General features: G+C 64.6%; 9 protein-coding genes, 1 tRNA gene and 3 pseudogenes. 7 read left to right on the forward strand and 6 right to left on the reverse strand.

Features of this window, described 5'->3' with window-relative positions; all coding sequences use genetic code 11:
• Positions 1-93 (reverse strand): annotated as a pseudogene (locus FYW99_RS29210) (IS5/IS1182 family transposase); the annotation flags it as partial.
• 333 nt (positions 94-426) lie between these two features.
• Between FYW99_RS29210 and FYW99_RS29215 the strand changes: the two are divergent.
• From FYW99_RS29215 to FYW99_RS29230, 3 genes and pseudogenes are all read left to right on the forward strand, one after another.
• A complete protein-coding gene (locus FYW99_RS29215) occupies positions 427-750 on the forward strand; it encodes a hypothetical protein (protein WP_150255360.1) in 324 nt (107 codons plus the stop codon).
• Positions 751-812: 62 nt separating this feature from the next.
• A pseudogene (locus FYW99_RS32025) lies at positions 813-1,325 on the forward strand (IS982 family transposase); the annotation flags it as partial.
• 247 nt (positions 1,326-1,572) lie between these two features.
• Positions 1,573-2,265, forward strand: coding sequence for a pyruvate phosphate dikinase (locus FYW99_RS29230; RefSeq protein WP_150255366.1), 693 nt, complete (start codon positions 1,573-1,575; stop codon positions 2,263-2,265).
• Positions 2,266-2,335: 70 nt separating this feature from the next.
• Here the strand turns inward: FYW99_RS29230 and FYW99_RS29235 are convergent, their stop codons facing one another.
• Positions 2,336-3,343 (reverse strand): ABC transporter ATP-binding protein, encoded by a 1,008-nt coding sequence (locus tag FYW99_RS29235; protein ID WP_223839757.1) that lies wholly within the window; start codon positions 3,341-3,343, stop codon positions 2,336-2,338.
• 287 nt (positions 3,344-3,630) lie between these two features.
• Here FYW99_RS29235 and FYW99_RS29240 point away from each other — a divergent pair, with 287 nt between their 5' ends.
• Positions 3,631-4,137, forward strand: coding sequence for a GNAT family N-acetyltransferase (locus FYW99_RS29240; protein ID WP_150255370.1), 507 nt, complete (start codon positions 3,631-3,633; stop codon positions 4,135-4,137).
• A gap of 103 nt (positions 4,138-4,240) precedes the next feature.
• Here FYW99_RS29240 and FYW99_RS29245 read toward each other — a convergent pair whose 3' ends face one another.
• Positions 4,241-4,654 carry a thioesterase II family protein gene (locus tag FYW99_RS29245; protein ID WP_223839759.1) on the reverse strand — a complete coding sequence of 138 codons (414 nt, stop codon included), beginning with the start codon at positions 4,652-4,654 and terminating at the stop codon, positions 4,241-4,243.
• Positions 4,655-4,722: 68 nt separating this feature from the next.
• On the opposite strand from FYW99_RS29245, the pseudogene FYW99_RS29250 reads away from it, so the two are divergent.
• A pseudogene (locus tag FYW99_RS29250) lies at positions 4,723-5,584 on the forward strand (IS5 family transposase).
• Between the two features lie 1,712 nt (positions 5,585-7,296).
• Positions 7,297-8,307, forward strand: coding sequence for a D-alanine--D-alanine ligase family protein (locus FYW99_RS29260; RefSeq protein WP_150255374.1), 1,011 nt, complete (start codon positions 7,297-7,299; stop codon positions 8,305-8,307).
• Between the two features lie 107 nt (positions 8,308-8,414).
• On the opposite strand, the gene FYW99_RS33135 is transcribed toward FYW99_RS29260, so the two are convergent.
• The 3 genes from FYW99_RS33135 to FYW99_RS29275 all read right to left on the reverse strand — a co-directional run bounded on the left by FYW99_RS33135 (position 8,415) and on the right by FYW99_RS29275 (position 11,511).
• Entirely contained in the window at positions 8,415-8,720 is a 306-nt protein-coding gene (locus FYW99_RS33135; RefSeq protein ID WP_150255376.1) for a transposase, read from the reverse strand.
• A 425-nt stretch (positions 8,721-9,145) separates the two neighbouring features.
• A tRNA-Arg gene (locus tag FYW99_RS29270) sits at positions 9,146-9,226 on the reverse strand.
• A gap of 566 nt (positions 9,227-9,792) precedes the next feature.
• The gene (locus FYW99_RS29275) at positions 9,793-11,511 is read right to left on the reverse strand and encodes a CBM35 domain-containing protein (protein ID WP_150255379.1); all 1,719 of its coding nucleotides are present in this window, start codon (positions 11,509-11,511) and stop codon (positions 9,793-9,795) included.
• Positions 11,512-12,386: 875 nt separating this feature from the next.
• On the opposite strand from FYW99_RS29275, the gene FYW99_RS29280 reads away from it, so the two are divergent.
• Complete coding sequence (locus tag FYW99_RS29280) at positions 12,387-13,448, forward strand: LacI family DNA-binding transcriptional regulator (protein ID WP_150255381.1); 1,062 nt, start codon at positions 12,387-12,389, stop codon at positions 13,446-13,448.
• Positions 13,449-13,481 lie beyond the last annotated feature (33 nt).

A 13,481-nucleotide genomic window follows, 5' to 3' on the forward strand; every position in this document is an offset into this window, starting at 1 on the left:
CCCGCCGCCTTGCGGGCGGGTGGGCGCCTCGGGCACCACCCGCTGGAACAGTTCCCATAGCTCGTCCGGCACCAGCCGTTCCACCATCGACACAGAGGCAGGCTACCGAAAACCCAAATGAGATGAGCTCTTAGACCTTCTCAATCACAACTGCGGTGGCGCAGGCTCATCTAAGAACCCCCTTGATGGGACTAGGTACACTGAAAAAGTCGAGAGCCAGATTGAGAAAGGTGACGATCATGCCTTTCCTGCCTTGATTGACTCTATGCCCACTATGGATGACACGTCTCGTGTCACAGGCGGAGACGGTGTTGATAGGTTGCATGTGAAGCTTCCTGGGGTAGTGAATGGGAGAAGTGGAACATTTCATTGGATTGTCGAGTCGGACATGACTATTAACCACAGGTTTTTTGACAGGAGGATGGGATGAGCTCCACTCGTGAGGGGCGGGTTTCCATGAGTCAGTTCGTCTCGAAGGAGCTATTTGCTTGCGCAGTGGATCTCTCCGATGAAGGTGCGCACGAGTTTGCTTTCCCTTCAATTATTGCTCGTGATGTTTTCGATGAACTTGTTCTTGCGGGATGTTCAATCTTGGGTGGTGATTTGTGGAAGAGAATTGATGGGGGTTTTGTGTTCGGGCAGGAAAGTTGGCACAGCGGGAAAGTCCGGAGTGTTGAGCGGGAATGGGAGGTCTTTTTCGATCTATTTCAAGGTCAAAATAGTTATTTTTCTTTCGCTTTTCGGGTCTAGATCGTTGATGGGAAATCCCTGAAACGCCTGCGGGCACGGCGAAGGGCGTCGAGGATCAGAGTGTGACCAATGACCTTGACGCCCTTCTGGCAGCACTCTACGTCCACTTGGACGATGACGTGATCCCTTCGGAGAAACAACGCACCGGCCCGGGCAGACCCCGCCTGCTCACCGACGCCGAACTCCTCTGCGTCGCCATCGCCTAGGTGCTCCTGCGCTGCGACGACCAACGCCGCTGGCTACGGATGGCCCCGACCCGCATCGGTCACCTCTTTGGCCGCCTGCCCGGCCAGTCCGAGTACAACCGCCACCTGACCCGCCTGGCTCCGGTGCTGTTCACCGCCGTGGGCTGGTTGGCCCGACGCACCCCCACCTGGCACGAGAGGCTGCGGTTGATGGATGGCACTCCCGTCCCGTGCGGGGCCTCGCGCACCACCGTGGAGCGCTCCGACCTGGGCCAGGTGTGCGGTTACGGGCGTGATGCCTCCCACCACCGCTTCTACTGGGGATCCAAGTTGTTGCTCATCACCACCACCGACGGGGCGGTGGTCTCCTTCTCTTTGGCCAACCCCAAGGTGTTTCGTACCGGGTCTGGTGGAGGCTGTGGCATGTACCGGCTTCGGTAGAGCCGTTGGTGTGTGCCGGGATCACCTCCTGTCACTTGGCTGAGCAGTGAGCGCGGCGACTCATGACCGGCTCGTCATGGAAGCTATGACTGGCCGGTCATGGCCTCCTGCGTGTGGCCTGGCCACAGTGGGCGCATGGATGGACTCGAAGAAGAACCCCGCGCTCTGACACGGTTCGGCTTGGGCGGGTGCGCCGATGGTGGCTGACCTGCTGACTCAACGGCTGGGCGCCGACCATTGGGGCTTCAAAGCCGCCCGACTGAGCGAGGTCGCCCAACTCAGGATCCCGATGCCGCTCGCGTTGTGCCTTCGGGCCGAGGACCTGTCGCGAGCGACCGCCGAAGCGGTGAACGCGGCCAGGACCTGGCTCCGCCTGTACAGGTCCTGCCGCGTGGTGCTCCGGACCAGCGCTCACGAGGACCTGGCGAAAAGCGCACAGGCGGGCCGTACCGTCTCCCCGCTGAACTGTCCTCCCGACGCCTCGGCGCTGCTGCGCACCATCGACCAGGACCTCCTCAGCACCGAGAACCTCGGCGGTGACAGCGGGGCCTGCGTCATGGTGCAAGAACAGATCGAGGCGCCCCTCTACGGCGTGGCCTTCTACGAGGACGGCCACCTGAGGGTGGAGGCCACCCGGCAGGCTGACGGCATCACTGCCGGCCGTCCGCCCCAAGCGCGCGCTCGGGTGGAGGGGAACCGCTTCCACATCACGACCCAGGAGTCATCCATCGCGGGGATGCTGCTGACCCGTCGTCTGCTCCAGACCTGCCGCTTCCTGCACGAGCACTCCGGTTTCGGAGTCGACGTGGAGTGGGCGTGGACCGGCGCTGCGGTCGTCGTGCTCCAAGTCCGCCCGATCACCAGGAGCCTCCTGGAGCGCGCCGCATGAGCGCGATGAGCAAGCTCGACACCATGACAGCCCTGGGCAACCACGGACTGCTGCGCATGCCCGTCCAGGTCTACCGCCGTCCGGGGAGGGTGACGGCCCGGATGATCCGTAGCGGCGCGGGCACCGACGAGGCCCTTGTCGTCCGGACCGGATCCGAGACCGAAGAGCGGAACCTGCCGCGTCTGGTCGGCGCGGACGCCGAAGCCGCGGCGGCGTGGATCAACGAACTGCCGCCGTCGTTGTCGGCGTTGGTCCAGAGCCCTACGACCAGGTGGTGTTCTCCGTCGAGCTGGCCGTCTACGATGGCCTGAAGACGGCCGAGATCATCCCCGGTATCTGGGAGCTGGACAACCAGCTCACACCGATCGTGGTCGGTGTCCAAGGTGATCGAGTCGCTCTCACGGCCTTCGCCACCGGAACCAGCCAAACAGCGCGATTCCACGACCTCGTCCGCGAGACGCTCGGCCTCTTCGATGTAGTGCGTGGACATCAGCACGGTCGTGCCCGACGCGCGCAGTGTCTCCATCACATCCCACAGGTCCTGGCGGATCTGGGGATCGAGTCCGACAGTCGGCTCGTCGAGCAGCAGCAGACGGGGGGCCGTGAGGATGCCCCGGGCAAGCAGTAGCCTGCGACGCATATCTCCGGAAAGTGTCTCCACCTGGTGGTCGGCTCGTTCGGTGAGCCGGACCGCGGCGAGTGCCTCTTCCACCGCCGACCTGTACTGGAGAGCCGGCAGGGCGCTGAAACGGGCGAACACATCCAGATTCTGACGGACCGTCAATTTGGTGTCGAGGTTGTCCTCTTGCGGCACGGCTCCAAGTAGTGAGCGGACATGCCGCGACTGCTGCGGCATGTCGTGTCCGAATATCTCGACCGTGCCGCTCGTTGCTCGGCTCTGCCCGGTGATCAGGCGCATGGTGGTGGTTTTTCCCGCGCCGTTCGGTCCAAGAGGCCGAAGAACGTGCCTGGGGAGACGTTGAGGTCCAATCCGTCGACAGCAGTCGTCACGCCGTAGTTCTTTACTACATCCCGAAAAAGGATAGCAGGCACCTGCATCCTTGGATTCCCCTCTCAAAACCGGTTCGCGGCCGGTGCGCGGTGGCGTCAGTACGATCGTGGGTGTCCATGCAACCGCAGATTGTGGTGGTTGGGAACCCCTTGCGTGGCCTGAACGTTACTGCTAGATTTCACTTCGGCACCGCTCGCAGGGCGCCATATTTTCGACGAAGGTGATCTAGATAACGGGCCAGGGATGGCATCCATTTTGCGAGGCTATTCCGTTCGCGATCCGCTCCTATCAGTATCTGAGCACCATGCCCGCGCCTTTCGCTCCTCATGGAATCGGCAGAAGGGGACATTGCGATGTCTTCGACCCAGGACGACCGCACCGACCTGCCGGAATCCGAGTACGAGCGACCGTGCCTGCGGCGGGCCGAGCCAACCGACGCTGAGGCGATCACGGCGGTCTTCCTGGCCTCAAGGGCCGAGGCCATGCCGTACCTGCCGAGGCTCCACAGCGATGAGCGGACGCGGGCATGGATCGAAGCAGCCGTCCTCCCGAACAGTACGGTGTGGGTGGCGGAGATGGGGGAGTCCGCGCAGGTCATAGGGTTCGCGGCGCTCAACGGAACCGTCCTCGACCACCTCTACCTGCGTCCGGACGTTCGCCGACGGGGCATCGGCTCCGCATTGCTCGCCAAGGTCAAGGAAGCCTCCCCGAAGGAGCTGTCGCTCCACGTCTTCCAGCGCAATGACGGGGCCCGCGCCTTCTACGAGTGGCACGGCTTCACCGCCGAGGAGCTCAACGATGGCAGCCGCAACGAGGAGAAGGAGCCGGACATGACGTACCACTGGACCGCCACTCGCTGACGCCATCGCCGCTGCGGTACGGAGGCGCATCGCCGGGTCGGGTCTTCGTCGTTTCGGCGCCCACGCCGCAGGACGCCGCGAGCCGGATGCCACTGGCAGCGCGTCAGCGGTTGCAGGTCCGGGCCCCTTCCGCGGCGGTGGCGATCTCGGCCATCACGCCGGCCACCTCCTCGTGCAGGAAGAAGTGCTCGCCGGGGAAGACGCGAGGCCGGAACCCGACGGCCGTCACCGAACGCCAGCCGGTGATCCACTCCGGGCCGGAGAGCTGATCGTCGGCGCCACCCAGCGCCACCACTGGGCACGGCAGGACGGTCGGTCGCACGGCCTCCATGTAACGGGCCAGCAGGCCGAGGTCCGCCCGAATCACGGGCAGCAGCATGTCCAGCAATTCACGGTGCCCGAGGATCTCCGCTGGTGTGCCACCAAGATCGATGATGCCCTGAAGCAGCTCCTCATCGCTGCGGTCATGCAGCGGTAGTGCGACCGGAGCGCCTGGCGGACGGCATCCGGACACCACTAGAGGGCGTCTGAAAAGGGTCAGAGCAGTGCAGACTGGAGGAGTGAATCTCCTGCGTTCGGAGGCCGATGGTGCCCGGACATCCCCCGTACCCCACTGACCTGTCCGACACCGAGTGGGAGCTCCTCGCCCCTGTCATCCCCGCGCCCAAGCCGGGTGGACGCCCCGTCCTGCACGAACGGCGCGAAATCATCAACGCACTGGCCTACTGGATGAGAGCCGGGTGCGCGTGGAGGCTGCTGCCCCACGACTTTCCACCCTGGCAGACGGTCTACCACTACTGGAGACTGTGGCGCATGGAGGCTGTGGCGCATCGAGGGCCGCTGGGAGCAGATCCTGGACCACCTGCGCCGACACGAACGGACCCGGAATGGCCGCCATCCCACCCCCAGTGCGGGAATCATCGACTCCCCAAGCGTCAAGGCCACCGACCGCGGCGGATCCCACGGCTACGACGGAGGCAAGAAGGTCAACGGGATCAAGCATCACCTGCTGGTCGACACGATGGGCAACGTGCTCACAGCTTGTGTCAGCCCCGCGAACGCGGGGGATCGCCAGGGCGCGATGGTGCTGTTGTCCCTGGCGGCGGACCTGTTCCCGCGGCTGCGGCATGTCTGGGTTGACCAGGGGTATCGCGGGCAGGCCCTGGCGAAGTGGGCGCGCCGGGCGGTGGACGTCACCGTCCAGATCGTCCAGCGGCATGACGGCGGCTTCCGGAGCACCTGGGCTCCGCAGGATGCTCCTGCACGTGAGGTGACCCGGTTCGCGGTGGTGCCGCGCCGTTGGGTCGTCAAGCGCACGTTCGCCTGGTTGGGCAAGTACCGGCGCACCTCGAAGGACTACGAGTACCTGGCCGCGAACTCCGAGAATGTCATCTACCTCGCAATGAGTATGACCCTGCTGCACCGCCTGGCCCGAACACCGCCCTGACCCTTTTCAGACGCCCTCTAGTGGGAGCCGGTATGTCAGCCGTTACAGCTGGCACACTTACTGCTGGAGTTGGTATGACCGCGACGTCAGTCGCTTCGGCAGCCGCTATCCCTTCGTTTCTGTGCGGAGCTCATGCCTTTTACAAGGATCTCTAGAGAAAGCAGGTGATCTCCCTTTTTTGAGCTTCTTGCGTCAATCATAATTTGTGCCGTTCTAATCTACATGGTGGCCAGGGTGAAGACTTCAAGGCCGATTGGGAACGTTGATTCCTTGGCTGCTTTGATTCTTCTGATGATAGCAGGCCTCCTGCTTTTCTGGGATTAGTAGGAGATTGCTGGACTCTGTGGATCTAATCTAGATTTCTGGTTGTGGGCGGGGCGCCTCGACTTTTGGTCGTCGTAATTATTCAGCGATCACTCGGCCGGGGCGCCCATCTGCCAGTTTCTCGGCGATGCGCGTCCGACAGCGTTCCAGGGCGGCACGGTGCACCTGTCCCACCGCTTCCACAGCACGTTCACCCTGGGCTTCACCCAGCCGGGCCCGTCCCGGCAGGAACTCAACAACTACAACTACGCCCAGTGCGACCCCAACAACAACACCGACCCCACCGGGCTCCTCACTGACTGCCAGTTGGCATGGTTGGGGTTCGCTGGCAGTGCTGTGGGCATCGTCGTAACAGCTTCCGGAACAGTTGTATCAGGGGGTGCTGCCGTAGGAGGGGTAGTAGCTTCAGGCATAGGTATCGGTACCTCGCTTGAATCTGCTGACCGAGTATGCTGATTCAAAGCGCTTCTGGAACTTGCGATATCCGTAGAAATTAATCAGTAAGGAAAGGCGAGGGGTGCGATGTCGAAATATCCAGCGGCAGCTAAATCGGGAGCCTTCTGTTTCATAATGATGCTCGTGTTTCTGGCCACATCGCTCTCTCTGGGTGGCTTGAGCATTGAAGAGGCGTCGGGAGGCCTGTTGCACATGACATCGGTTTCGCTTTTTTTCCTAATGGTCGCGGCGACAGTAGTCTTCAGTCTTCGATTCTTGCTACTGGCAAGTCGGAAAAAGAAGTAGATGCCCCGCGGTTATAAGTGCTAAATTGAATAGCAATGAACGCGCTAGAATGATCCTCCCTGTCTTTATTTAAGCAGGGAGGGTCATTCCTTTGGAGCTCCCACAGATGCGGACGGCGTTCGCTGCGGCGGTAGCCGCGCGCATACCAGTATGAGGTGCCTGAACTCAGACCCGTTGACTGTCAGCGAGCTGCTGGAGCAGCCGTTCATTATCCGCTCGCTCAACAACTACGGGCATGTTGGACCCGCAACTCTGTCTGATTACCTGAACCTCAAATCCGAGCGCATACAGAAAATCATTCGCGTTGAGCACTGCCGCCTATCGAAGTTCGTGAGCGAGTCGGCGAACTGCTAGGCTCGGCGTGAGTTCGACACGGCACGGTTTCCTTGCTGTGGTCGCCCATGAGTTGCAAATATTTGCGGAAGCAGGGCCGTGATGCGCTCTCGCGATCATGGGCAGCTACTCGGTGTCGTCCAGCGACTGTTTTTCGCAGAAGACAGTCCGCAGGGCGTTGAAGCAGCTGTTCCAGTCGGCGCCAAGGCTGTGGCTTTGCTGTCTGGCCTCGTGGACTCTCGCGCTTTGGCGGCGGGCGGTCTCCTCGTCGACAGCATCGATAAATTACGCATACTTCTGTCGGAGGGATACTCATGAATATTGCCGTCCTGTTCGGAGGTGCCAGTGAAGAGCGAGAGGTATCGATCGCTTCTGCGTCGAAAGTGGTGCGAGCGCTTCGGGATAAGGGGTACAATGTAACCGCCATAGATAGCGCGACCGGGCGTCTGACATCCGCGCAGGATCGCGAGCTGACCGCGCTCTCCGGCGTGCGTGAACAGCCCACCGAAAGCAGCCTCCTGTCCCTTCGTTCACGCTCGAACGTGATAGCGTTCGGGAACGTAATCGGGGAGTTCGATGTCGTGTTCATCGCGTTGCACGGAGGTTCGGGTGAGGACGGTCACGTGCAGGCTCTGCTTGAGCTCCTGGGTGTGCCATTCACGGGCTCATCGAGTATCTCTAGCGGGCTGGCGATGGACAAGGATATCTCTAAGCGTCTCGCGGAGCAGGGCGGGGTTCGAACGCCGAAATGGCTCATGAACGAGACGCACTTTCCGACCGTCGCGGCCTCACTGGGCCTCCCGGTGATCGTGAAGCCTAACTCCCAGGGTTCCAGCGTCGGTCTGCAGATTGCGCGGGAAGAAAAAGGCTTCTCATCGGCGATCGCGAATGCGGCTCGGTACGGCGAGGTCATGATCGAAACGTATGTTTCCGGTCGGGAGTTCACAGTCAGCGTCCTGGATGACACTCCGCTCCCAGTAGGAGAGATCATCACGGATAGTGGACGGCTCTTCGACTACGAGTCGAAGTACCAGGCGGCGGGGGCTGCTGAAGTCTTCCCGGCGCAGATTAGCGCGGACCTGGCTGCTGAGCTGCAGGCGTCAGCGTTGAAAATCCATCATTTGTTCAAACTCGACGGATACAGCCGCAGCGACTTCCTCGTAGACGACGAAGGTGTTGTCTGGTTCATGGAGGTCAACACGCTCCCGGGACTTACATCTCAGAGCCTCTTGCCGAAGGCGTTGGAGCCCGCCGGGATTTCTTTCGGTGAATTTTGCGACCGTATCGTTGAGCTTGCACTGCTGAAGGCCGGTGACCTCGGGTGATGGTGCCCGATTCGACCCAGACGGCTCGCGAGGCCAAGCCCACGATGACGTTCCCGTGTCAGTTACGGTAATGACCCACCCGCGTGAGCGGCGCCCTTGAAAGTGATTCACGCCGGGATGTCAGCGGTCTTGGTCGTGCGGGTTTCGCGGCGGCCATGGCCCGTGTCGCGCATCGTGCGCGTGGGCACGTACTTCCAGGGCAGGTCCTTGAGCTGGGCGTACAGGTGCTTGTTGTTGGCCTTGACGGTCAAGACGTAGTGGGCGCCCCCGGCGCGGATCGTGGCCGCGGTGTCGACCTGGGTGTGCACCGCGTCGAGGGTGACGATGGCACCGTCGATGTCGATGACCTGGAGCAGGCGCTCTTGGCGTGAGACGGGTTCGACGGTGAGAGCACTGGGGCTGGACGATGGCATGCGCGGGCGTGTTCCTCGGACGGATGACGGTGTGAAGGACTTCCATCCAACCGGGTCGGACACGCCCGCACCGCTGCCCGACTTTGCCGGAGCCCTGGGTCCAGGGTTGATGCCATCAGGTTATGGCGCGGAATGTCCCATGGGGTGAGGGGTTTCGGCTGGAGCAGCCATATGCGGACGGTGGGGCGACGGGGCGTGTCCAGGGGCGTAGCGTTGCGTGGCGGTGCCGGGGCGGCTGTGGGGAGCTGGTGGACGGACACGGGGCGCCGTCGCCACGGTCACGGGATGGCAAAGTGCTCCGCGAGGTGGCCCTCCACCTGTACTGGACCCTGCACTGGGGAGCACACATGGAGGATGTCAGGCCCCGATCCGGGCCCGGCGCCTCGTCTGTTCGACTCGCAAACCCCGTCTGAACTGGGGTTTTGTGGCGCACCCGGCAGGATTCGAACCTGCGACCATCGGATGAGAAGTCCGGTGCTTTCGTGCCTCTACGTGCCACAGGGTGCCGTTTCGTCCCTATCCACCCGATCGCCGCCATCGTTTCGTGCCAAGGGGTGTCGCCCCGCGCCGTGCCAGTCCGGAACTGCGGAGCACAAACGGAGCACACACCGCCCCTGGTGGCATTCGATGGCACCTCGCGAGGTCCTCGCAAGAACGCTGCTCCACTGGTGTGTCCTGCGTTTTTCGGAGTCGGATTTCTGGATTCTGGGACCACGTGACCTCAAGGAGGACATCGTGGATACCCGGCCAGTGCGTTCATCGACGCCGACGATCCGGCAGACTTCGGCGTTGCTGTGGCCCTGCTGCATGAGCTGCAAGTATGCCGCTCGCTCACCGGTGAGCTTCCTGTGGCCCCGTGGTGTTCGGTCCTTGCGGATCTGAAAGTGCATGACACCCCTTGAGTTGGGGTGTTGCAACCACCACTAGAACCCAAGTTCCGGGAGGGCCCCGATCGCCTGTGACCGCGTGCGCCGGGCCGTCCCGTCGTCCCCTTCCCGTGGGGAGGACTGCGAACCCTCCCCGCACGCCGCCCGGCCCGCGGCGCGGACCGGGCGGCGTGCGGCGGACGCGGTCAGGACAGGGTGATGCTGTCGAGCTCGGCGTATCCGGTGCCCCCCTCGAAGCCGGGCGAGCCCTTGGCCAGGCGGATGACGTTGTACCCGGCGTCGAGGTCGACGGTCACGCGGATGGTCCCGAACCGCGCCCATCCCGGCGTGGGCGGATACGAGACGGTGGACCAGGCCCCGCCGTTGTAGGCCAGACCGTGGGTCGAGGTCGCGCCGGTGCCGTTGGCGTACCGAACCGTCATCGTGTAGGAGCGGGCCTCGGGGACGTTCACGGTGAAGTCGACGAAGGAGTCCGACCGCATGTCGGTGTCCCCGTCGATCCCGCCGACGTAGAACCTGTTCGACGCCTGGTCCGAGGACCGTGTCTGGGCGTTGACGACCGTGGCGTTCTCGGCTTCGTAGACCTGCTGCCAGGAGGTGGTCGGACCACCCGCCGGGGTGATCAGGAGCTGGTAGGCGCCCTCGGCGTTCATCCCGTCCACCGGGACCGAGATCTGTCCGCCGGTGACGGGCAGGCCCGTCTCCCGCACGACGGTGGGCGCGGCGACGTGGCTGTGACGTCCTGACCCGGGGGTGGACAGGAGCCGCACGTCGACAGACGGGCCGAACGAGTCCAGTCCGGTGACGTTCACCGCGTTGTCGCCCCAGTCGCCGCCGAAGACGACGTTGACGACCTGCCGGCTGGAGTCGTAGGAGGCCACACCATCCAACCAGCCGTCCGGTGCCGTCTCCACGATGTTCCCGGTCATCGCTCCATACCAGCGGTAGAGCCAGTACGACGCGGTCGGCCGGTTGTCCAAGGTGAACAGTCCGTTGAAGGTACCGGCCTCGAACCAGTAGGCCCGGTGGGCCTCGCGCGCGCCGTGGCGCTCGAACACACTCATCCAGTGCAGGGCCACGCTGGGGACGTCCATCTGGTTGAAGCTGTTGTACTCGTTGATGACGATCGGCCGGGGAGAGACGCCGAGGGACCTCTCGATGGCACGGTAGTCGGCGACGTGCTCCTCGAAGGCGTTCCAGTTCATGTCGTCGAGCTCGTGCCACACGACCACGTCCGGCAGCGTGTCGGTGTCACGGGCATGGGTCATGAAGGCGAGCATCTCGTCGTGGACGTACCTCGACGGACTCGGACCGACGATCGGGGTGACCGGGTCCAGGGAACGCACGAGGTCGTAGGTGCGGCTCCAGCCGTCGTGGAAGGAACCGGCGGCCGCTGTGTCCCACGTCCAGTCGGCTTCGTTCCACAGTTCCCAGCCGTGGATGTTGGTCACGTCCGTCGCGGCGAGGCGGTCGTTGACCATGGTCGTGACCTTCCGCTCCCAGTCGTCCCAGCCCTGCCACTCGTAGGGGAAGGTCGGATAGATGTCGGGTAGGCGGATGAACTGCTGGGCTCCGGACCTGGTGACGTTGTGTCCGACATCGAGCGCGTCGCAGCACGGTTCGGTCGCCCCGTTGCCCAGGTGTGTGGTGCCGGGTGGGGGCTGGGTGAAGCTCGTCGGGTTCAGCGGCAACAGCATGTCGGTGGTGGGCTGGGAGTCGGAGGCGACCCCGTAGAGGCCGCCGGCGGCGACCTGCGTCGCCGGGCGTACGACCTGCCCGACATCGACGGTGAGGGTCAGGCCGGCGGCACTGGCCGGAGCGGCGGGTCCCGCGACGACCACGCTGGCGGCGAGGACGAGGGCGCCGAGGCCTGACAGGCCTCGTTGGGTTGTGGTGCGGTGCATACGTCTCCCTCGGGGTTGTCGAACCGGTTCGACGCGTGGACCGATGGTGTCCCGTCATTGCGGCCAGGTGTCCGGCGCGTGAAGCCCGAGTCCGTGGAGTCAGAGTTAGCGCTCACAAAGAACGGGGCAACCCCGGGTCGGAGACTCTTTACCCGTTCGTGACCTTGCGAGGTGTGGACGGGCGGCCTCCGCCGTGTTCTCCGCCTCCGTCCGGGCGGTGTCCGCCAGGACGCGCGGACCGGTGTGGACGTCTCGGACTCGGAAGCTGTGTCCGTGCTGGTCAAAGGTGGTTCCGCGCGGGGCGGGGATGGCGCGTGGGGCGCCTGCCCGGTCGAACCGGTCGGCCGCCCGCCGTTGGCTCCCCTTCCGCGAACGAAGGTCGCGAATGTGTAAAGAGTCACCCGGCCAGGGTTGACCCGTGCTTTGTGAGCGCTAACACTGTTCGCCACGCACGCATACTCCACTTCCTGGTCGCAGGGTCGTCCTGGAAGCGGAGGGGCCGACCGTGTAGCGAACCGGTTCGACAACCCTGACCGGGTGGGGGCGCACCCCGCACCGGCGGGGGGAACGGCACGGGATCCACCGCGAACGACGAGTCAGGAGCGCAAGGATGTCTTCACCGGGATCGGGACACCCGCGCAGCGGCGCGGTCCCGGCGACGCCCGCCAACGCGTCCCTCCAGGTCAGGGACAGGGTGCTCCGGGCGCCCGGCCGGACGTCCCGCCGCGCTCCCGGCACGCCCCGGCGCTCGGCGGGGCCGCTCTCACGGAAGCCCGACAGCGACCACGCGGGACGGCCGCATCCTGACGACACCCCGTGGCCGGACCCCGGAAGGCGGAGTCCGGTCGCCCCCGAAACGATCCCCTGGAGGGACGATGGTCACCATCGGTGACGTGGCCAGGACGGCCGGAGTCTCCCGAAGCACCGCGTCGTACGCGCTTTCCGGCAAGAGATCCGTCTCCCCGGAGGTGCGGAGGCAGGTGGCCGAGGCCGTACGCCAGCTGGGCTACACACCCAACGCCGGGGCCAGGGCACTGGCCACCTCGCAGACGATGGTGATCGGCCTGCTCGCCCGCTTCCTCGAGGACGAGTTCGCGCCGGCCATGCTGCAGTACATCACCGGGGTCTCGGACACCGCCCGCGAGCTCGGCTACGACATCCTGCTGGTCACCGAGGCCGACGGGGCCCGTGCCCTGCGCCGGATCACCGACTCGCGGATGGTTGACGGGGTGGTGCTGCTCAACGTCGCCCACGACGACGTCCGGCTGCCGGTCCTGCGCGCCGCCCCGCAACCCGGCGCCCTGGTCGGCCTGCCCGGGGACTGCTCCGGCCTGGACGTCTTCGATCTCGACTTCGAGGAGGCCGGGCGGTTGATGGTGGAGCACATGCACCGGCTCGGACACCACGAGCTCGTCCTCGTGTCCCAGCCCGAGCACGTCGCGCGGCGCGGCGGCGCGTACGTGTGGCGGCTGCGGGACGCCGCCATCGAACAGGCGAGGGTCCGCGGGATCCGGCTCCACGCCGTCTTCGGCGAGTCCAGGCAACCCGAGGTCGGGGCCATACTCCACGATCTGCTGGACGCCCACCCCGGGGCCACCGGCATCCTGCTCAACAACGAGGCGGCGGCAGCGGCGCTGCCGTCCGTCCTGCACGCGCGCGGTCTCACCGTGCCCGACGACCTCTCCGTCGTCGGCCGCTACTCCGACGAGTTCGCGCGCACCTTCTCCCTGCCCTACTCCTCCATCGAGAGCGCGCCCGACCGGCTCGGGAACATGGCCGTACGCCAGCTGGTGCGCCGGATCGGGTCGGCCGAGCGGCGGAACGAACCGTACGTCGTGCGGTTCCTCTCCCCGGAGTTCACCGACAGGTCGAGCACGGGCGCTCCAAGGGGTCCGGCCCCCGTCGGCCGGGCCCGCCGGTCCGCCGGACTCCCCTAGCACTTCTCGCCCCCACAACCCCCCGAACAGAGG

The organism is Nocardiopsis deserti, assembly GCF_008638355.1.
Lineage (GTDB): Bacteria > Actinomycetota > Actinomycetes > Streptosporangiales > Streptosporangiaceae > Nocardiopsis > Nocardiopsis alborubida.